The organism is Sphingobium sp. FG125 (assembly GCF_057809795.1).
Window position 1 is genome coordinate 92,978 of record NZ_JBMDKQ010000004.1, and the last position, 19,732, is coordinate 112,709.

Here is a 19,732-nt window from a genome sequence, read left to right on the forward strand (position 1 = left end):
GCCGATCAGTTCAGCATCGTTTCCCGCTTCACGTCGGCAATGATCGCGCTCAGCGTCCGTTGCGACGGGGCGTTGTCGGCATATTCGACGATGAAGGGATCGGCCTCCAGCCGTGGCGCGGGCTTGCGCCCCTTCGCTTTGACCTGCGCCATTTGCGGCGCAGCACGGCGCGTCGTCATCGCGGCTGGCAGCCGCACCTCGTCCCATTGGTCGCGATCGACACGGGCAAAGCGCACGCTGCTGCCCAGCGCGGGATCGGGCGTAAAGTCATGCAGCTTCGCCTTGGCCGGATAGATGAAGCCGAAAGTCGGGTTGGTGCGCGCGCCCATCTGGCCCGTGGGGCTGTGCCACACCCGCACCTGGCTCCAGTCGCCTGCATCCGACACGTCGATCGCCAGCACATCTTCCTCGATCGCGCCTGGCACCGACCAGTTGGCATGGCGGATCAGCACGCGCCGGTCATCCAGCACGCGGCTGACCACCGCGACATGCCCCAATGTCATCGGTCCTGCCGGGCGGAATGCCAGCACCGCGCCCTTTTTGGGCTTTTGCCCGCGCTTATAGTGCGCCGCCGCCTGGTCCCACCAGGTCAGCGCATCGCCGCGAATCTCTACCCCCGACACGATGCGCGCATAGGGGACGCATTGCAGCGCCGTCGCACCCCATAGGGGTGCAGCGCTCAGACCGGACAGCAGGCACACCGCCGCCCAGCGAAACTGTCGAACCATATGCGATCTCGAAACCCTGAGAATCGCCCCACCGGGATCGATCCTAGTTCCTGACCTGTTATGAAGCGGTTAAGCCGTTCAAAAAGCAGAGCGGGCAGCGCCGGTTACGCTGGCATCGGCCATGGCGACCTGGACCGGCTGGTCGATGGTCTTGGGCTGGTCGGCATAGATGAAGCCGTTGGCGGGGTTGGAGCGCAGCCCCAGATTGCCGATCGGGCCATACCATACGCGCACGTCCGACCAGTCATTATTGGCCGACACGTCGACGGCGCGGACATTGCGCTCGATGCCGCCGCGATAGGACCAGTTGGCATGGGTCAGCAGCACTTCGCGCTGGCTCACCACCTTGCTGACCATGGCGACATGGCCGACCGGCATTGCGCGGCTGGAGGCGAAGGAGAGGACGGCGCCGACGCGCGGCTCATAGCCACGATCATAGCGGCCCTGCGCCTGGTTCCACCAGGTGTTGGCGTTGCCGTGCAGCTGGATGCCGGAGACCTGACGGGCGAAGGGTGCGCATTGCAGCACTCCAGCGGTCGCAGGCGAAACGGTCAGGAAAGAAAGCGCACAAAGAGCAGCGGCAATAAGCCGTTGAAAACCACTGATCATGCGAATGCGACCCCAACCTTGTTTTAGGCTTTTGCCCCGTTGAGAGGCTTTAGGGCAGAGCGAAGGCGCGATGAAAAGCGCTGGGCGACGAGTCGTTGCGGGGGCGGGTTATGTCGCGGAACGAAAAACATGCCCCGCCGTTACAGTCAGCCGGGTTGCCGACGATAATTCGTTGAAAAGACTGGATTCCGTCCCGGTCATCCACACTTGGCCGCCTGTTTTCCCCAATCGGTCGAACAGGGCGGCCCGTCGCGACGGGTCGAGATGCGCCGCCACTTCGTCCAGCAACAGCACCGGCGGCTGGCCGTGATGCTCGGCCACCAGTGCAGCGTGAGCCAGCAGGATCGAGAGCAGCAGCGCCTTCTGCTCGCCGGTGGAACAGAGCGCCGCGGGCTGCTTCTTGGCGATGTGGATCACCGACAGGTCATGCCGGTGCGGCCCGGACAGGGTGCGCCCCGCCGCCGCGTCGCGCCGTCGCTCCCGCCCCAGCCGCTGGGCAAGCGGCAAATCGCTGTCATCCTCCTCGCTTTCTATCGTCACCAGCGGCCTAGCAAAGGGCGCGTCGGGCTGCCCCGCCAGTGCCAGGTTCAGCCGCGCGACCAGATCGCTGCGCGCCGCCCCCAGCGCCGCGCCATGTTCGCCCATCTGCGCCTCCAGCGCGGATAGCCAGGCCGGATCGGCCCGGCGCGGATCGGACAGCAGCCGGTTGCGCGCCCGCATCGCAGCATCATAGCGCGCGCTGTGCGCGGCATGGGCCGGGTGCAGCGCCAGCGTCAGCCGATCCAGGAAGCGCCGCCGCCCGCCTGGACTGTCGAGGAACAGTCGGTCCATCGCCGGGGTCAGCCAGACGATCGAGAGATGGTCGGCCAGCGCATTGGCGGACGATGCCACCCCGCCGATCCGCACTTGCCGTCGGTCGGGCGTCGCGGCGGCAACCCCGGTGCCCAGCACCGCGCCATCCACCTCCGCCGCGATGCCGAAACCGCCCGGTCCGTCCTGCCGCGCCATCGCCCGCAACGCTGCGCCACGCAGCCCGCGTCCGGGCGCCAGCATCGACACCGCCTCCAATATATTGGTCTTGCCCGCGCCATTATCGCCGGTCAGCAGGATGAAGCCATGATCGGGCACGATCAGCGCGTCCGCATGATTGCGGAAATCGCTCAAGGTCAGGCGGCCGATCATCGCCCGGCTGTAGCCGGGTCCGTCGCCACGGGAAAGCGTTTAGCAACGCTTGCGCGTCACTGCCGTCCCGTCATTGATGATCGTCAGCGTCGCGCCATCCGCCGCCGGTCGCATCACCAGCGTGCGCGTCCAGCTTTGGCCCTCGCCAGTGAAAGCGGCCTTGACCGACAATTGGCCACCATCCTCCGGAGTCACCGCCTCGACCATGCCGACGCTTTCGTGAAAGACAAGCTGGTCCGGCAGGATATTCAGCTCCAGATCGGCCGTCCGGTCTCCGCGCTTGTCTGTCACGCCGGTCCAGCGGCCCAGCAATGCGGCGGGGATCATCCCGGATGCCCGCACATCCGGTACTGGCGACTCCGTTGGCACCGTGGCGTTCACAGGTGGCGGCACATCCGGCGCACGCGCCGTCCGGTCACTAATATTCGTCACCACGCCGGGCTGCACCTCCGGCGTTTCGGCAGGCTTGTCGCAGGCGGCAAGGGCGATCAGCGGTAGCAGGGCAAGGGCATGGCGCATCATAACAGAACCGGCGAGCCTTTCAGCGGTTCCTGTCCCTGATCGTGACCCACTGTCGTTGCCATGCTATCTTATCCGCTGATGTGAAAGAGGGAGAGCATGTCATGCCGGTGCTGGGAATGGGCGGATTATTTTTTCGCGCGCGTGATCCTGACGCGCTGAATGCCTGGTATCGCACCCATCTGGGCGTAGGCGCGGGCTGTGTGTCGGATCCTGACGCCAAGCCTGATGAGTGGACCTGGCGGACATTGGGCGGGCCGATGGTCTTTTCCGCGTTCAAGGCCGACAGCGATTATTTCGCCGCGGACAAGGCGTTCATGATCAATCTGCGCGTGTCCGATCTCGATTCCCTTCTGAACGGCTTGCGGGACGCTGACATTGCCGTCATCACCAATCCCGAATGGGATCATCCCGATGTCGGGCGTTTTGCCCGTATTCATGATCCCGAAGGCAATGCCATCGAATTGTGGGAGCCGCCCGCGCCTGCCGCCTGACCGACTTTTAAGGAGCCTGATGATGAAGCGCCTGTCCCTGTTCTTTGCTGCCGCCGCCACCCTGCTGGGATCGAGCGGGGCGATGGCTGCCCTTGCCATCGGGGCCAAGGCACCCGATTTCACCACGCGCGGGGCGCAGGCGGGCAAGACTTTCACCCTGACCCTGTCGCACCAGTTGAAGCGTGGCCCCGTCGTCCTCTATTTCTTCCCCAAGGCGTTTACGCCCGGCTGCTCGGCCGAAGCGCGCGAATTTGCCGACAATATCGACAAGTTCAAGGCGGCAGGGGCCACCGTGATCGGCATGTCGGCTGATCCGGTCGATGATCTGGTTGCCTTTTCGACCAAGGAATGTGCGGGCAAATTCGCCGTCGCTTCCGCCGGGCCGGGGATCGTGTCGGGCTATGACGTCGCGCTCAAGATGCGCCCCGGCATGACCGACCGCACATCCTACGTCATCGCTCCGTCAGGCCGCATCGCCTTCGTCCATTCCGAAATGAATTATGCTGAGCATGTCAAAACCACTTTGGCGGCGGTCGAGGCGATGAAGCAGAAATAAGCGGGCAATTCCAACGCCTGTTCGCCCCTGAACCTGTCTGGGGGCGAACAGCTGTTGGGGATTATCCGCGCAGAAAATCCCCACTCGGAATCCGGGCCAATCCCGTGACGTCGCGCGCATAGAGATAGGTCCAGGCCTCTACCGCCCCGTCAGCTCCCTGCACTATCACCATTGCGCGCCGATATTCATGCGGCTCCGGGAAATGTGCGGCACATTCCTCATATTCGTCCAGCTGCGCCAGCACCGTGGCCGGATCGTGCAGGGCAAACAGGTCGCCCGTCACCACACCCTCATCCCCCGGCACGAAACCGGGATAGCGATCGACCCGATAGAGCGCGCCACACGCGGTGGCCGGACTGACGAATGTGGCCACGCCTGGCAACCACAGCGCCATCGGCCCATCAAAACCGGGTCGCAACGTGCCATAGACGAAGAGAAAAGCATCGCTCATGCCGCATCCTCGAAAATTCTCCCGATAAGCGGTGAATTTTCCCAACAGGCAGAAACTTCCGCGAGCGCAATTCTGCCTCCGGCCACCAAAAGTCGCGAATTTCCGGGGGAAAGTGAAACTGGCATGGCTCCTGCAACCTGTTGGGCATCAAGGCCGGATCGCCCGGCCAGCCAAAAATCAGGGAGTGTCTACCATGTCCATCGCCAAGTTCCACAACGCTGCCGCTGCTCTGGTCGGCGCATTCATCGTCGCCAGCCTGTTCGTCGGCGCAGCCGTCCCGGTCCTGCCGATCGCCTGATCGACCCGCTGTTCCCCAACATCTCAAAATCAGAAGGCCAGACTCATGAACAACAGCTTTACCCTCGACCGTCGCCACGGCAAGATCATGGGCGTGTGCGCGGGCTTGTCCAATCGTACCGGGCTGGACGTCACCCTGATCCGCGTTGCCACCGTGCTGCTGACGCTGTGCGCGCTCGGCCCGGTCGGGGTTGTGGCCTATCTGCTCGCGGGCTGGCTGGCAGAGGGCTAAGCGTTCGGCAAGATCGCCGACAATCAGTCCATAATAAAAGAGCCGCCCCGGCATAGGCCATGGGCGGCTTTTTAATATCCCGACGAATCGGGGCAGAGATAAGCGCGGGTCGCGCTCAGGCGTAAAGCACCGAATAGAAGGTCAGCATCTGCACGCCGACCGCAACTACCAGCGCAGCGCCCTGAAAAGCCTGTCGCATAAGTAACTCCATATGTTCGTTCATCGCCGCCCGATCTGGGCGGACCGGGCCTATGCGCGCGTCATGCTATTGTAACAATCGCAAAGCGCGGCGCACCGGTTGCAATAAATGCAACAGGTCGTTGCCAAAAAGCTGCATCTGTCCCGAACATTCAGTAGCGGTGCGATCACAGCCAGCGGAAAAATCTATTAGCGATTATTGATAATGATTATTAAATGCCCTGCAACAGAGGAGCTTCCCATGTCGCTGGACCTTATCAAGACAGGCACCTATCTTTCGATCCACCTGACCGTGGGTTTTACCGTCGCCTATCTGATGACCGGATCGGTCGCGCAGGCGGGCGGTATCGCGCTGGTTGAACCGCTGGTCAACGCCGTCGCCTTCTTCTTTCATAAACAGGCGTGGAAAAAGGTCGGCACGCCGCCTGCGCCCGCCACGGCGCGGCGCGCCATGGACGGTCAGGCGGTTTTTGCGTGACTATGTCTATCTCACTGTCGGCCTTTTCAACCCGATCAGCCATGGCTTGACACCGCGCGTCGGCTTTGCCGTCCCATCCATCCGCCGCGCCCGCAGGATCATGATCGGCTTGACGATCATCTGCCCCCGCATCGGTCCCGTCCCGCAACAGGTCGGCACCGCCAGGATTTTCTTCACGACCGCCATTCCGCCCACGACATGGCCGAACGCGGCATAGCCGATCGAACCGGGCCGTGCGTCCATCGTTGGCGTCGCGCCGATGGTAATGAAGAAATTGCCCATCGCCGAATTGGTCCGGTTGGGCCGCGCCATCGACAGGGTGGCGTCGAGATGGCGGATGCCGGTCTGGCTGGTCGGCTCATGCACCACCGGCGGCAGCGATCGCCGCGCATCCATGTCGATCCCGCCCTGGATCAGCCCCTGCGTCGGCGCACTCTTGCGCCGCGCCGCACGATAGAATGTCACGCCATCGAACCGCCCGTCATCTACATAGGTCAGGAAATTGGCCGACGTCCGCGGCGCCCGCTTCGTATCGAGCGCGACGATGATCGTCCCCACCGACGTCTCGATCGCCACGCGGATATAGCCGGGCGTCGGTCGGTTCGCAGGCACCGCATGGGCAAAGCCGGACGAAAGCAGGGCTAACAGGATGGCAAGGCAACAGGCAAACAGACGCATCGACAGACGAACACTCGCGGCAGGGAGGGGTGAAGACCCGAAGGCTAAAGCTGCCGCACGATCTGCGCAATCGCCCGCTGCCAGATAGGCCGCGCGTGACATGATCAGGATGAAGAAAAATGGTGCCCGGAGACGGATTCGAACCGCCGACACAGCGATTTTCAATCGCTTGCTCTACCAACTGAGCTATCCAGGCACAGCCAACTGCGGATGGCTCCGCCCGATGGAAGCGTGCCTATAGTCGTCAATCTGCGTCGCTGTCTAGCCCATAATCGCTGCTTTTTTGCATCCCTTCGTCCGCTGGCGGACCGGGTACGCGATAGCCCTCGCCCAGCCATTGCAACAGGTCGCGGTCGCGGCAGGCGGGGCTGCAAAAGGGGCGGGTTTCGGGCTTTGCGGGCTGGCGACAGACCGGGCACGCGGCGGCGTTAGGCGACATGGCCCGCCCCCAGCGCCAGCGTCGCATCGGCCGTCAGGGTGATCGCGCCGCCGCGTCGCTTGGCCAGTTGTTCGATCCAGTCACTCTTGCGATAGAGCAGGTCGATGATCGCCGGTGCGGCCGTCAGCGTCGCCGGGCCGCCATTGCCATGCCGCTCTGCCCGGCGCAGCAGCGCCAGCGCTGCCGTCTCGACCGGATCGGCGCGCAGCAGTTCGATGAGGTTGGCCCGCTCGCGCTTGCGGATGATCTGGAGGAAGCCGAAACCGTTGACCGCGGTACGCTCGAAGGGAAGCGGCAGATATTTGTCGATCTGCGCCGCCGCGATCATCCGCTCATCTTTGTTGTTCATTGTCGGCAGATCAATGCCGATCGACCCTGAAAGCCCCATGCGGCGAATCGTCTGCGCCGCGATCTTGGCACCCTTCGGCCCCAGTTGTGCAGGCGGCAACGATCCATCGACGTCGATCAGCAGCATGGCCGGTGTCACATAGAGGCGCAGCGCGGCGGCTTCGGTGCCAACGTCGCCACTGATCGCCTCCTCCATCAACTCGGTCCAGCCAACCGCCTCCAGCCGGTCCTCCTCATGCGCGGGGCAGGGGACGACCGTGGTGCCGGTGGCGCGCAGCCGTTGTAGCAGGCTTGGCCCGGCATGGGGCTTGCTGCCGGGCTGGGCGATTCGGCCCTTGGCGCGCTTGGGACGGCCCTCTTCGGGGATCGCTTCACGCAATATCTCGACCAGCACGGTAGATCCTTCGGATGTGCGCGGCGGCAGCGGCTCGATCAGCACTTCTTCCTGGCTAATCAGCCGCACGACGCCGCGCTTCTTGGGGATCAGCGTCTGGGTCAGGCGCCCCTGCGCAACGGCGCCTGCGCGCACCCCGCCGGTCTCGCGCTCGATCAGCGCCTCGACCAGGCGGCCCTTTTCCACCAGCGCGGCGCGGGCCTCGCCAATGCCTTCTTCATAAAGCCATTCGGCCATGTCAGTTCCTAATCGATTGCATAGCCCGCCGCCTTCAACAGCGTGCGGGTTTCATAAAGCGGCAGGCCCATGATCGCGCTGTGGCTGCCCATGATCGCGCGGATCAGGCCAGCGGCCCGCCCCTGTATCGCATAGCCGCCTGCCTTGCCCCGCCATTCGTCGCTGGCAATATAGCGGTCGATCTCGCTGCGCTCCAGCGGCTTGAACGTGACGATGTTGGTGGACAGGCGATGCCGTGCCTTGCCTACGGCGTCGATCAGCGTGATCGCGCTCAGCACGCGATGCCGCCGCCCAGATAGCAAAGCCAAGCAGGCGCGCGCCTCCTCCTGCGTCTCCGCCTTGGGCAATATGCGCCGACCCGCCGCAACGACCGTGTCGCCCGACAGGATCAGCGCGCCGGGATGCCGCGCGGCGACGATCGCCGCCTTGTCCGCCGCGACCCGCGCGGCATAGACGGACGGCAATTCGCCCTTGCGCGGGGTTTCGTCGCAATCGGCCGGGTCCACGGCATCGGGCGCAACACCAATCTGCCCCAGCAGCGCCAGGCGCCGGGGGGAAGCGGAAGCAAGAATGAGCCGCATCGGGCCTGACACCCGGTGGCTTATTTGAAGCGGTAGGTGATCCGACCCTTGGTCAGGTCGTAGGGCGTCAGTTCGACCAGCACCTCGTCCCCCACGAGGACGCGGATGCGATTCTTGCGCATTTTACCAGCGGTATGGCCGAGGATCTCATGATCATTCTCAAGCCGGACGCGGAACATGGCGTTGGGGAGAAGCTCCACAACCTGTCCGCGCATTTCAAGCAGTTCTTCTTTGGCCATAATATCCCGAATTCAAAAAATCGCGCCGCCATAGCGCCAATTCATCCAAAATGAAAGGCGGCTTCATGCGCTGAAATGATCGCCCGCTGCGACGAGCGCGGCAAAGACGCAATCAAGCTGCTGCGCGTCGATGCAATAGGGCGGCATCAGATAGATGGTGTTGCCCAATGGCCGCAGCAAGAGGCCGTGTTGCAGGAAGAAAGCGCGCAGGCGCGGGGCAAGATCGGACAGATAGCCCGCGTCCGCCGTGACGATGTCGATCGCGGCGATCGTGCCAATTTGGCGTGGATGGGCGAAGGCGGGGTGTTGTGCCAGCGTCGCGAGTCGCACAGCGATCCCATCGGCCAGTGCGGCGATTCGGCCGCGCACATCCTCCTCGCGCCAGATAGCGAGATTCGCCACTGCCGCCGCGCAGGCGATAGCGTTGGCGGTGTAGCTGGACGAATGATAAAAGAGCCGGGCACGGTCGGTCGATCGGTGCGCCTCGAAAATGCGCGCGATTGCCAGTGTTGCGGCGAGTGGGATCGCGCCGCCGGTAATGCCCTTGGCCACCGCCATGATGTCCGGCACCACGCCCGCCTGCTCGCAGGCAAACAGCGTGCCGGTGCGGCCCCAGCCGGTCATCACTTCATCGGCGATGAACAGCACGTCATAGCGACGGCAGATCGTCGCCATCTCGCGCAGGACATGCTGCGGATAGAGCAGCATCCCGCCTGCGCCCAGGATCAGCGGCTCAACGATGAAGGCGGCTGGCTTGGCGCGACAGGCGGCCTCCAGCGCGTCTAGGCAGGCCTGCTCTTTGCCGGGCGCGGGGAAGGGTATAGTGCCGACATCGAACAGAAGCGGCGTCCATGCGGCATTATAGACGCCCCGTTCGCCCACCGACATCGTGCCGATCGTGTCGCCATGATAGCCATGTTCCAGCACCAGGATGCGGCTGCGTGGCTCCGCCAGCCCATCCAGCGTCAGATTATGCCAGTAACCCAGCGCCATCTTGAGCGCGACCTCCACCGCCGTCGATCCGCTGTCGGAGAAAAAGACGTGGGCAAGCGGGTCGCAGCCGGGCGCGTCGGGCGCGATCTCGATCAGCCCGCGCGCCACCGTTTCGGCCGGCTCATGGGTGTAGCCGGCAAAGATCAGCTGATCCAGCTGCCCCGCCTGCTGCGCGATGGCGGCGGTGATGCGCGGATGGCAATGGCCATGCGTCGTCACCCACCAGCTGGAAATCCCGTCGATCAGCGTGCTGCCATCGGCCAGATGCAACAGCGCCCCTTCCGCGCGCACGACATGGGGGATCGGCTCGTTCAGGCCATGCTGGGTGAAGGGGTGCCAGACGGGGGAGGTCATGGGGCGGCTTTATCGGGTTGGCGGCGATTGACAAGACAAGGCTGAACCCGCCATCATTGCGGGCAGGGGAGCAATGGCCGGGGGGCATATGCGGGGATTTTTCAAGAGCTTGGTGGCGGTCGCGTTGCTGGCGACGGCCTTGCCGACAGCAGCGCAGGAAAAGACAGGCAACAAGCCGGGCTTTACCCTGCCCCCCGGCACGGCACGGATCGTGCTGATGCGCCCATCGATCCGGGTCGGCGAACAATCGACCGGCGGCATGTTCGAGCCGAATGCGGACTGGACACTCCAGGCGCGCGATACGCTGGGCCGGGCGATCGGGGCGGTGCAGGGGCAGTTGGGCAACAGCGTCGTTAATCTGGTCGAACCGGTGGGCGCGGACGCCAGCGCGCTGGCCGAATATCAGGCGCTGTTCACGACGCTGGCGGACAGCGTGATCGTCTATCAATTTTTTCCCGGCAACCGCCTGCCCACCAAGAAGCGCAAGGGCCAGTTCAGCTGGACGCTGGGACCTGGTGTGAGCAGCCTGCCGGGGCTGGCGGGCGCGGACTATGCGCTGTTCGTCACGACCGAGGACCAGTTCGGATCGACCGGGCGCAAAGTGGTGCAAATTTTCGCCGCGCTGGGTGGCGTCAGCGTGCCGACCGGCGTTCACAAGGGCTTTGCCGGGCTGGTCGATATTAGGACCGGCGATCTGGTGTGGCTGAACGCGGACCTGCAAATGGGCGGCGACGTGCGGACGGAAGAGGGTGCGAACAAGCGGGTGGCGCAGTTGTTCGAGGGCTTTCCGGGACGGCCCGTCCCCTCGGCTGCGGGGCAATGAGACGGCTTGCCGCCCTGTTCGGAATGGCGTTTGCGCTCACCGCCGCCGCGCCGCTGCCACCCTATACCCCCGCCTATGAACCGAGCGGCGTGGATGAGCGCGGCATGTGGATGCAGGCGGACGAAGCCGAACGGCAAATGCGCGATTCGCCCTTCGTCCTGCGCGACCCGGCACTCAATGCCTATGTGCGGGGGATATTGTGCCGGACGGTGGGGCAGGATCGCTGCCAGTCGACCCGGCTCTATATTCAGCGCCTGCCGACCTTCAACGCCACCATGTATCCCAATGGCATGATGACGGTCTGGTCCGGCCTGTTACTGCGGGTGCGCGACGAGGCGGAATTAGGGGCTGTGCTGGGTCATGAATTTGGCCATTTCGAACAGCGCCATACGCTCGAAGGGTTCAAAAGGGCGCGGGGGTTGGGTGATCTGCTGACCTGGTCCGCCGTGCTGTCACCGACGCTCTGTACATCGATGGCGACCAGCGCCATTGGCGGCTTCTATTCTTTCAGTCGGGGGCAGGAAACCGAAGCCGACTTGCTCGGCCTCACCTATCTGGCCCAGTCGCCCTATCCCACCGCCAGCGCCGCGCCGGTCTGGGAGCGGCTGATGGCGGAGGCCGACGCGACCGCTGCCGGGCGCAAGCGCAAGGCCAAGGTGCATCGCTACAGCGCCGGTTTCTTCGCCAGCCACCCGACCGAACTGACCCGCGCCACCTATCTGCGTGAGGCCGCTGTCAAAGCAAATGATCCGGGCGATCCGGGCGCAGCGGCCTACCGCGCGGCGCTGGCCCCGTTCATCGCGGATTTTCTGACCGACCAGATCAAGCTCAATGATTTTGGCGGCACGGATTATCTGCTGGGGCAACTGGCCGCTGATGGCTGGACGCCCGACCTGCTCTATGCCCGCGCGGAACTCTATCGCCAGCGGGGTAATCCGCGCGATCTGGTAAGCGCGGCGCAATTGTACCAGCAGGCGATCGAGGGCGGTTTTGCCGGGGCGGAAGCGCAGCGCGGTCTGGGGCTTTCGCTGCTCCGCAGCCAGCAACTGGACGCAGGCAAGGCGGCGCTGCGGCGCTATCTGGACGCCAGGCCCGCTGCGCCGGATGCTGCGATGATCGGGGCGCTGGTCGGACAATGAAGGGGATGGGGATGGTCAGGATTATGGGCGCGGCGCTCGCGCTGCTGGTGGCGGCATCGCCGGTGCAGGCGGGCAACAGCCTGATTGCACCGGGAGCCAAGATATTGGTGGCGAAATCGACGCTGGCCGTGACGCCTGCGAGTGAATGGAACAAGCTGGGCGCGCGGCCGGGGCGCAATTCGGAAAGCTGGACGCTGGACGGCGATGGGCTGAACGAGATCACCTTCTACGGCGGTATTGCCGATGGACGGACGCTGTTTCGCGAGGTCGACAAGCGCAACCGGCCGTTGCCCAAAGTGTCAGGGACGATGTTGATCACCGACATTCCGGCGCTGCTGGAAAGCAGCTACCGGATCGCGCTCAACACCCCGCTGATGAGCATCGACAGCGTCGAACCTGCCCGCTTCGCAGGGACGGCAGGGGTGCGCTTCACCTACAGCTATACGCGGCCCGACAGTGAAGTCCGGCGGCTGGGCGAAGCGCGCGCGGCGATGATCGGCGGGTTGCTCTACATGACGACCTATGAAGCGCCCGCGCTCTATTATTTCGCCCGCGACCTGACCGCCTTCCGCCAGATCGCGGACAGCGCGGCGCTGTGAGGCACGGGGCGCGTCGGGCGACGCGCCCCGTCACGCGCCTTTACCAGATCTTCACCCGCTCTTCCGGCTTCAGGCTCAGCTTGCCGTCTGGCGCAGGCTTGAACGCATCATACCAGGCGTCGAAATTGCGCACGATGTCGGCGCGATATTGTGATGGGGCGTGGGGGTCGGTGACCAGTCGCTGACGAAGGTTCGCCTCGCGATAATTGCGCCGCCATACCTGCGCCCAACCCAGGAAGAAGCGCTGGTCGCCGGTCATGCCGTCGATCACTGGCGCGGCCTTGCCGCCCAGCGAGGCATGATAGGCGTCGAGCGCCACGGCCAGCCCGCCCAGATCGCCGATATTCTCGCCCAGCGTGAACGCCCCCTTCACATGCGCGCCGGGGAAGGGTTCATAGGCGTCATATTGCTTGACCAGTCTGTCGGTCAGCCCCTTGAAATCGGCGACGTCGGCGTCGGTCCACCACTGGTTGAGCTTGCCGGTTTCGTCATATTTCGCGCCCTGATCGTCGAAATGATGGCTCAGTTCATGGCCGATCACCGCGCCGATGCCGCCATAATTGACTGCCGGATCAGCGGCGGGATCGAAGAAGGGCGGTTGCAGGATGGCGGCGGGGAACACGATCTCGACCATGCCGAAATTGGCATAGGCGTTGATCTCCATCGGGGTCATGCCCCATTCCCAGCGATAGATGGGCTTGCCGAGCTTCCCGATATTATAGTCGAAATCAAACTGGCTGGCGCGCATCGCATTGCCCAGCAGGTCGTCGCGCTGGATGGTCAGGCCGGCATAGTCGCGCCACTTGTCGGGATAGCCGATCTTGGGGGTGAAAGCGGCCAGCTTCTTGTGTGCGCGCGCCTTGGCCGTGTTGCTCATCCACGGCAGGCCGTCGATGCGGCGACCCATGGCGGCGATCACATTCTTGACCAGAACGTCCATCGCCGCCTTGGTCTCTGGCGGGAAATATTGCGCGACATAGGCCTTGCCGACTTCTTCGCCGAGCGAGTCCTTGAGGAAGTCGACGCCGCGCTTCCACCGCGCCTCCCGCTCCGGGGTGCCGGACAGGGTGGTGCCGTAAAAGGCGAAATCGGCGTTGGCGATGCTGTCGGGCAACTTGTCGGCATAGGCGTGCAGGCTGCGCAGCAAAAGCGCGTCCTTGAGCACGCCGATGGGCGCCTTGGCGATCAGCGCCGCTTCGCCGGTGATCGCGGACGGCTGGGCGACGAGCAGGTCGGTGGGGGTCAGGCCGTTCGCCTTGAAATAGGCGGCAAAGTCGAAGCCGGGCGCGGCCTTTTGCAGGGCGGCCAGCGTCAGCTTGTTATAGGTCTTGTCGGCGTCGCGGCTGTCAATCTGGGTCCAGTGGACTTTGGCGATTGCCGTTTCGAACGCCATCAGCGCGGCGGCGCGGGCCTTGGCATCGCTTTCGCCAGCCAGCGACAGCATGGTTTCGAGATGCGCGACATAGGCGGCGCGGATCTTGGCCATTTCCGGCTTTTCATCCAGATAATAGTCGCGGTCGGGGAGGCCGAGGCCACTCTGGCTCATCGAGAGGATGTAGGTTTCGGGGTCCTTATCGTCCTGCCCGACGTAAAAGCGGAACGGGCCGCTGATACCGCTGCGCGCTGCCTTGGCGGCAATCGTCGCATAGCCCGCCTTGTCCTTCACCGCCTTGATTTCGGCCAGCCAGGGTTTGATCGGGGCCAGTCCCTTGGCCTCGACCGTAGCGGTGTCGAGATAGCTGGCATAGGCCGCGCCGATCTTGCTATTGGCGTCGCCCTTGGCCCCATCCAGGATCGCGCGGGTGCGGGTGCGCGACAGTTCGTCCAGCGTGTTGAACGCGCCATAATTGGACTTGTCGGCAGGGATGGGCGTGTTTTTCGCCCATGTGCCGTTGGCGTGGAGGTAGAAGTCATCGCCCGGCTTGACCGACGGGTCCATGCCCGCCGTGTCGAAGCCATAGCTGCCATAGGTCGGCTTGGCGGGGGCGGTAGCGGTTGGTGCAGCGGGCTGTTGCGCATGAGCGATAGCGGCGGTCAGCGCCAGCGCGGAGGCGGCGGCGCGCAGGAGGAGGTGTTTCATCAAAGCATCCCTTGCTTGAGTGGGCGCGGTGGAGCGCGCCCGGCATGACGGGACTTGAACGCCTGTCCAACTATCCTGTCCATGTCGTTGGTCGAATATTATCAGCCGTTGAAAGGATCGGAAAGCCGGATGTGCGCGGCGAAGGCATCGGCCAGCGTGGCGGGATCAAGCGGATCGAGCAGGGGCAGGCGGCCTAGGCTTGGGATGTTGGCCAGTTGCGGGATGATCCGCTCATTCTCCGCATGCGCCTGCCCGATGAAGGCGATGCCCGCGATCGGCACGTTGCGGGCGCGCAGCGCTTCGATGCTGAGCAGGCTGTGGTTGATCGTGCCGAGCGCGGTGCGGGCGCACAGGATCACCGGCTGACCCCAATAAGCGAACAGGTCGGCCATCAGCAGACTTTCGCTGACTGGCACCAGCACGCCGCCCGCGCCCTCGACGACCAGCGGACCATCGACCAGCGGCAGGGCGAGCCGGTCGAGGCTGATCTCCACCCCGTCGATCCGCGCTGCGAGATGGGGGGAGGCGGGGGTGGTCAGGCGATAGGCTTCGGGCAGGATATGGCTGGCGGGCAGGCCGGAGAGGCGGGCGACCTCTTCCTTGTCGCCGTCAGGATCGATGCCCGCCTGGATCGGCTTCCAGTAATAGGCACCTAGAGTTGCGGCGAGGCCAGCGGCGAATACGGTCTTGCCGATGCCGGTGTCCGTGCCAGTGACGACGAGGATGGTCATTTGACGATCCGTTGCAACTCGCGGCCCAGCGCGGCGATGTCGGCGCGGCTGACGTTGAGGGTGAGCGAGATGCGCAGGCGGCTGGTGCCGGGTGGGACAGTCGGTGGGCGGATGCCGCGCACGTCGAAGCCTGCTTCCTGCAAGGCGGCGGCGGTAGCCATGGTGCGGCTGTCCTCCCCCAATATGACCGGCACGATCTGGCTGCGCGGGGCGGGCAGGCCGAGCGGACCGCAAATGGATTCCGTGGCGTCCTGTCGCAATGTCGTCAGCCGGTCGCGCAAATCGTCTGCTTCCTCGATCCGGTCGAGCGCGGCGGAGACGGCGACCGCCATCAGCGGCGAGGGCGCGGTGGAAAAGATGAAGGCGCGGGCGCGGTTGATGAGATAGTCGATATGGATGCGCTGGCCGCAGATCAGCGCGCCTTCGACCCCCATCGCCTTGCCGCAGGTGTGCAGGGTGATGACATTGTGCAGGCCATCAAGACCCGCTGACAGGCCGCGTCCGCCCGGACCGAATACGCCGGTGCCATGGGCTTCGTCCAGGATCAGCATCCCGTGATGCTTCGCCGCCAATTTGGCGAGATCGGTGAGCGGGGCGATGTCGCCGTCCATCGAATAGAGGGTTTCGACCGCGATCCAGATGCGGCCCTTGCCCCCTTCGGCGCGGAAGGCCGTGATCAGGTCGGCGAAGCTCTGCACGTCGTTGTGGCGCGCGAAAACGGCGGCGGCCTTGCTCATGCGGATGCCGTCATGGGCGCTGGCGTGGATCAGTTCGTCAGCGACGATCAGGTCGCCGCGCTGGGGCAGGGTGGCGAACAGAGCGAGGTTGCCGGCATAGCCATTGGCGACGAGCAAAGCGGCCTGGGTGCGGAAGAAATCGGCGGCCTTCGCCTCCAGCCCTTCATGTTCGGGCGCATTGCCACGCAACAGGCGCGACCCGCCGGACCCCACCGGCACCCCGCGGCCGATCGCGTCGGCGACAGCGCCTGCAATGATCGGGTCACCCGACAGGCCCAGATAATCGTTGGAGGCGAAATCGCGGCCCGACCGGGGGATCAGGCGGCGCAACCGCCCGCGCGATTCCAGCGCGGCCAGCTGTCTGGCAAAGGGTTCGGCGGTCATGGCCGGGGCTATAGGCGCGGAGGCGGAAGTTCGCAAACTTCGCCCATATCGATATATGCAAATTTCAGGCGAAACTTTGCGCGGCCCCCGGTGCAGCGGCGGGGGCGGGACGGACGATGGGAAAGAGCGGGATGGGCGGGACTGTAGCAGGATGGGGGGATGTAGGACAGGGTTTGGGTGGACGGCCATCGGTGCGGAATTTTCCGTTCAGCTGGAGACGCCGAGCAGCCGAACATCACCAATAAAGCTCTCCAGTGACTGGAGGTGGGGTTGCACCGATTTTGGAAATTTCTCGGTCAGACCGGCAGGGACGACCAGTTGCACACCGGCGTCTACCATCTCACCAAACTGGGTTTCTGAAACGCCTTCCTGCAAGGTGAGCAGATGTTTGGTCGGAATGCGGTCGGCTTCGTTCAGTATCTGGCGCCAGCGGTCCTTACAGGTCGTCTTGACGGCCAGCATCCGGAGCCGGTCTGCCGGAAAGGATGCATCCCGGTAGGCTGCGATCGACGGGAACAGGAAGTCTGGGCGCTTGTCATTCTCGGACACCGGCTGGTGTGCGAACTGTGTACCTTCCACCAGCCGCTCCTCAATGAAGATTTCGCGGGTGTGCAGTTCCAGCGAACGACCGGACCTGGCCTTGCGACGCTGGAGGACGGTCTGCGCCCGCGCAATGAAATCGTCCACGGTCGTGAAACCGGCCTGGATGTGCGGCAATTCCATGGCCTGCTCCACGCTGCGAAAAATCTCAAATTCACAGTCCCTGCGCCTTATCAGGCGGCGATCGGGATCAAGGCTGGAGTCTGGCCTCAATTCCACGGCCTTCCTGATAATCTCAACGCCTGTTGGAAATTTCAGACGCCATGCAGCGGGTATCTCGGTATCATCCAGCCAGCAGCTCGTTCGGGTTGCGGGAACCAGTTGAAGCAAATCCAGCAAGCCGCCCTGCGCCGGAGGCCATATCAGCCATTTCCCCGGCTCGACCGGCCCGACTCGATCCTCAACCAGGTCTTCCTCGGTTTCATGGCGGCATACCCAGACATGGCAGTCAGCAGCCTCCGTCGCGGCGACATGGCGAAACGCGAAAACAGTCAGTGCGCCAGTGCTTTCCGGATCGAGTAGCGCCGATGCGCTACCCCCGAAACCCGTCAGGCGCGTTTCATTTCGTCCGCCCTTCGGGTTGCCATGCAGCTTGTTGTTATACCAGACAGCCCTGATTTCCCGGTAGTCAGGGTGGGAATCTACATAGAGGTCAAACCTGACATCCGGGTTCTTTTCCCCCGGCCGATTGAGGGCGGGAAATACCTGAAACAGGAAATCGCGGGGGACATAGGGGCCGGCCTGGTGGCTCTCGTTGGCCAGCGTATCATTGCCGGACAGGCGCTTCACATACCAGACGAAGCCCTGCCCCCCATATTCATCCATCCACTCAACAAGATCACCCACCGGCACGATCTGTCCCCCTTATTTCACCCTTTTCCTGATTCGATCCTAACCAGGCTGCCGCAATGGACATCATGGCTTCGGAACCGATCCGACTTTTGCCCTTGATTGAGCATTCCCAGATTTTCAGCAAGCGCCAGCCGGAATGTTGAAGAGCGGCCTCAACTTCCGTGTCACGCTCCTGATTCCGACCGATCTTTTGTCGCCAAAAATCCTGCCTGCTTGCTGGCCAGCGGAACAGGTGACAATTGTGACCATGCCAGAAGCACCCATGCACAAATATCACTGCACGCCATCGGGGCAGTACAAGATCGGGCTGGCCGGGAAGAGTTCGATCATGCAGGCGAAATCTGTAGCCAAGGGCGTGCAAGCCGCGCCGCACGACCATTTCAGGCTTGGTATTCTTACCCTTTATGCCTGCCATCATGCGACTGCGTGTTACCGCATCGACAATGTCACTCGGCAAGCGCAAGTTTCCGCTGTTGGCGTTTCGGCTCGATCTCGGCACGATCGACCAGCCACGGAAGCATATGTTCGGCTACGGTCCTGACAACCGGTACAACCACAGAGTTGCCAAATTGACGATATGCCTGCGTGTCGGACACAGGGATAATAAATTCTTTCCCATTCGGTTCGTCAAAACCCATCAAACGGGCGCACTCGCGCGGGGTCAGGCGGCGCGGGTTTTTACCCTCCTGTTCAACAAGGATTTCCGATCCATCCTTGTAATATCGTGCTGACAGGGTGCGGGCCACATCATTGGGGCCGACCAGCCCAAAGCCAAAGCCGTTACCAGCTGCACGGTGCTTTTCGGCATAGTTTTGCAGGTAGCGCCAAAGATGATCGGTGAGCGTGTATTTTTCGGACACGGAGGCGATATTCCCGCGCGTAAAGTGACCGTCCAGTTCCTCGGTGCCGTCCTCCGGATGGAGAATCTTCCCAAGCTTTGGACCATGCAGCGGATCAGGCAGTACAAGGTCGGCAAAGGTAAAATCATTTGGTTCACGAAAACCGACAATGAAAATGCGTTCGCGCTGCTGAGGGACAAATGACTTCGAATTGATGACCTTCCAACGGACCTGATAATCAAGATCAACCGTCAGCGTCTTGTGGATGACCTCAAACGTGCGCCCCTTGTCATGATTGATCAGATTTTTGACGTTTTCCAGCAGGAAGGCCTTTGGCTGATGATGTTTGATGATCTGGGCAACATTGAAAAACAGTGTACCCTGCGTCTCATCAAGAAATCCATGAGGTCGATTCAGTGCATTTTTCTTGGATACACCGGCAATCGAGAAAGGCTGGCAAGGGAATCCCGCCAGCAAAAGATCATGCTCCGGAATGTCCTGGATAGCGACCTTGGTAATGTCTCCGGCGATTTCATGGTCGCATTTGTGATTTGCCCGGTAAGTAAGCTGGGAATATTTATCCCATTCACTGGTGAATACACACCGCCCTCCCAATGGTTCAAACCCACGCCGCAATCCGCCAATGCCCGCAAACAGGTCGATAAAGCGGAAAGTTTCATTTCCCATTGCGACAGCGTCAGGACCGCTATGGTCCTTCGCCATCGTATCAAGCAAAAGCATCGCGGCACGTCTCGGCTTGGTCAGCCCACGCTCCCAGCGATAGACAGTGCTGCGTGAAAATCCTGCCGTGTCTGCAAAGTCATCAATGCTTATGCCCACGCTCGTTCGAAGGCGGGAAAATTCTGTTACGGGCTGCATGAACACCTCTGGGACAATTTGTGTCACAGTGGCATCAAGATTCCCATTTATCAAGAACAAAA

Annotated in this window: 24 protein-coding genes and 1 tRNA gene; 7 read left to right on the top strand and 18 right to left on the bottom strand. The window is 63.1% G+C overall.

Annotated features, from left to right (window positions below; translation table 11 throughout):
* Nucleotides 1–5: 5 nt before the first annotated feature.
* From ACODSR_RS05130 to ACODSR_RS05145, 4 genes are all read right to left on the bottom strand, one after another.
* Nucleotides 6–728 (bottom strand): CHAP domain-containing protein, encoded by a 723-nt coding sequence (locus tag ACODSR_RS05130; protein ID WP_489074330.1) that lies wholly within the window; start codon nt 726–728, stop codon nt 6–8.
* 78 nt (nt 729–806) lie between these two features.
* Nucleotides 807–1,337, bottom strand: coding sequence for a CHAP domain-containing protein (locus ACODSR_RS05135; protein ID WP_489074332.1), 531 nt, complete (start codon nt 1,335–1,337; stop codon nt 807–809).
* A 108-nt stretch (nt 1,338–1,445) separates the two neighbouring features.
* Nucleotides 1,446–2,519 (bottom strand): DNA replication/repair protein RecF, encoded by a 1,074-nt coding sequence (gene recF, locus ACODSR_RS05140; RefSeq protein ID WP_489074334.1) that lies wholly within the window; start codon nt 2,517–2,519, stop codon nt 1,446–1,448.
* A gap of 39 nt (nt 2,520–2,558) precedes the next feature.
* Nucleotides 2,559–3,041: a hypothetical protein gene (locus tag ACODSR_RS05145; protein ID WP_489074336.1), complete on the bottom strand. Its 483-nt coding sequence runs from the start codon at nt 3,039–3,041 to the stop codon at nt 2,559–2,561.
* 101 nt (nt 3,042–3,142) lie between these two features.
* On the opposite strand from ACODSR_RS05145, the gene ACODSR_RS05150 reads away from it, so the two are divergent.
* The gene (locus tag ACODSR_RS05150) at nt 3,143–3,532 is read left to right on the top strand and encodes a VOC family protein (protein WP_489074337.1); all 390 of its coding nucleotides are present in this window, start codon (nt 3,143–3,145) and stop codon (nt 3,530–3,532) included.
* A 22-nt stretch (nt 3,533–3,554) separates the two neighbouring features.
* Entirely contained in the window at nt 3,555–4,088 is a 534-nt protein-coding gene (locus tag ACODSR_RS05155; protein ID WP_489074339.1) for a peroxiredoxin, read from the top strand.
* 61 nt (nt 4,089–4,149) lie between these two features.
* Here the strand turns inward: ACODSR_RS05155 and ACODSR_RS05160 are convergent, their stop codons facing one another.
* Nucleotides 4,150–4,539 (bottom strand): gamma-glutamylcyclotransferase family protein, encoded by a 390-nt coding sequence (locus tag ACODSR_RS05160; RefSeq protein WP_489074340.1) that lies wholly within the window; start codon nt 4,537–4,539, stop codon nt 4,150–4,152.
* Between the two features lie 343 nt (nt 4,540–4,882).
* Here ACODSR_RS05160 and ACODSR_RS05165 point away from each other — a divergent pair, with 343 nt between their 5' ends.
* Nucleotides 4,883–5,068 carry a PspC domain-containing protein gene (locus tag ACODSR_RS05165; RefSeq protein WP_217674220.1) on the top strand — a complete coding sequence of 62 codons (186 nt, stop codon included), beginning with the start codon at nt 4,883–4,885 and terminating at the stop codon, nt 5,066–5,068.
* Nucleotides 5,069–5,507: 439 nt separating this feature from the next.
* Complete coding sequence (locus tag ACODSR_RS05170) at nt 5,508–5,744, top strand: DUF2061 domain-containing protein (RefSeq protein ID WP_489074342.1); 237 nt, start codon at nt 5,508–5,510, stop codon at nt 5,742–5,744.
* A 6-nt stretch (nt 5,745–5,750) separates the two neighbouring features.
* On the opposite strand, the gene ACODSR_RS05175 is transcribed toward ACODSR_RS05170, so the two are convergent.
* The 7 genes from ACODSR_RS05175 to ACODSR_RS05205 all read right to left on the bottom strand — a co-directional run bounded on the left by ACODSR_RS05175 (nt 5,751) and on the right by ACODSR_RS05205 (nt 10,007).
* Nucleotides 5,751–6,422: a peptidylprolyl isomerase gene (locus ACODSR_RS05175; RefSeq protein WP_489074344.1), complete on the bottom strand. Its 672-nt coding sequence runs from the start codon at nt 6,420–6,422 to the stop codon at nt 5,751–5,753.
* 120 nt (nt 6,423–6,542) lie between these two features.
* A tRNA-Phe gene (locus ACODSR_RS05180) sits at nt 6,543–6,618 on the bottom strand.
* A gap of 48 nt (nt 6,619–6,666) precedes the next feature.
* Nucleotides 6,667–6,861, bottom strand: coding sequence for a DNA gyrase inhibitor YacG (locus tag ACODSR_RS05185; RefSeq protein ID WP_489074346.1), 195 nt, complete (start codon nt 6,859–6,861; stop codon nt 6,667–6,669).
* Entirely contained in the window at nt 6,851–7,840 is a 990-nt protein-coding gene (locus tag ACODSR_RS05190; RefSeq protein ID WP_489074348.1) for a ribonuclease, read from the bottom strand. Before ACODSR_RS05190 ends, ACODSR_RS05185 begins: the two co-directional genes overlap by 11 nt.
* A gap of 8 nt (nt 7,841–7,848) precedes the next feature.
* A complete protein-coding gene (locus tag ACODSR_RS05195) occupies nt 7,849–8,421 on the bottom strand; it encodes a Maf family protein (RefSeq protein WP_489074350.1) in 573 nt (190 codons plus the stop codon).
* Nucleotides 8,422–8,441: 20 nt separating this feature from the next.
* Nucleotides 8,442–8,660, bottom strand: a complete 219-nt coding sequence (infA, locus tag ACODSR_RS05200; RefSeq protein WP_003049127.1) for a translation initiation factor IF-1 — start codon at nt 8,658–8,660, stop codon at nt 8,442–8,444.
* Nucleotides 8,661–8,723: 63 nt separating this feature from the next.
* On the bottom strand, nt 8,724–10,007 hold the full coding sequence (locus tag ACODSR_RS05205; RefSeq protein WP_489074352.1) for an adenosylmethionine--8-amino-7-oxononanoate transaminase: 1,284 nt from the start codon (nt 10,005–10,007) through the stop codon (nt 8,724–8,726).
* Nucleotides 10,008–10,095: 88 nt separating this feature from the next.
* On the opposite strand from ACODSR_RS05205, the gene ACODSR_RS05210 reads away from it, so the two are divergent.
* From ACODSR_RS05210 to ACODSR_RS05220, 3 genes are read left to right on the top strand one after another with little or no spacing between them, the layout of a single operon-like run.
* A complete protein-coding gene (locus ACODSR_RS05210; protein WP_489074354.1) occupies nt 10,096–10,830 on the top strand; it encodes a hypothetical protein in 735 nt (244 codons plus the stop codon).
* On the top strand, nt 10,827–11,969 hold the full coding sequence (locus ACODSR_RS05215; protein WP_489074356.1) for a M48 family metallopeptidase: 1,143 nt from the start codon (nt 10,827–10,829) through the stop codon (nt 11,967–11,969). Before ACODSR_RS05210 ends, ACODSR_RS05215 begins: the two co-directional genes overlap by 4 nt.
* A gap of 11 nt (nt 11,970–11,980) precedes the next feature.
* Nucleotides 11,981–12,568, top strand: coding sequence for a hypothetical protein (locus tag ACODSR_RS05220; protein WP_489074358.1), 588 nt, complete (start codon nt 11,981–11,983; stop codon nt 12,566–12,568).
* A 40-nt stretch (nt 12,569–12,608) separates the two neighbouring features.
* Here the strand turns inward: ACODSR_RS05220 and ACODSR_RS05225 are convergent, their stop codons facing one another.
* From ACODSR_RS05225 to dcm, 6 genes are all read right to left on the bottom strand, one after another.
* Nucleotides 12,609–14,648, bottom strand: a complete 2,040-nt coding sequence (locus ACODSR_RS05225; RefSeq protein WP_489074360.1) for a M13 family metallopeptidase — start codon at nt 14,646–14,648, stop codon at nt 12,609–12,611.
* Between the two features lie 101 nt (nt 14,649–14,749).
* A complete protein-coding gene (gene bioD / locus ACODSR_RS05230) occupies nt 14,750–15,379 on the bottom strand; it encodes a dethiobiotin synthase (protein ID WP_489074362.1) in 630 nt (209 codons plus the stop codon).
* A complete protein-coding gene (locus tag ACODSR_RS05235) occupies nt 15,376–16,500 on the bottom strand; it encodes an 8-amino-7-oxononanoate synthase (RefSeq protein ID WP_489074364.1) in 1,125 nt (374 codons plus the stop codon). The genes bioD and ACODSR_RS05235 overlap by 4 nt, the downstream gene beginning before the upstream one ends.
* Before the next feature lie 207 nt (nt 16,501–16,707).
* Nucleotides 16,708–17,952, bottom strand: coding sequence for a type II restriction endonuclease (locus tag ACODSR_RS05240; RefSeq protein ID WP_489074366.1), 1,245 nt, complete (start codon nt 17,950–17,952; stop codon nt 16,708–16,710).
* On the bottom strand, nt 17,939–18,409 hold the full coding sequence (locus tag ACODSR_RS05245) for a very short patch repair endonuclease (RefSeq protein ID WP_489074368.1): 471 nt from the start codon (nt 18,407–18,409) through the stop codon (nt 17,939–17,941). Before ACODSR_RS05245 ends, ACODSR_RS05240 begins: the two co-directional genes overlap by 14 nt.
* Entirely contained in the window at nt 18,399–19,697 is a 1,299-nt protein-coding gene (gene dcm, locus ACODSR_RS05250; RefSeq protein WP_489074370.1) for a DNA (cytosine-5-)-methyltransferase, read from the bottom strand. Before dcm ends, ACODSR_RS05245 begins: the two co-directional genes overlap by 11 nt.
* Nucleotides 19,698–19,732 lie beyond the last annotated feature (35 nt).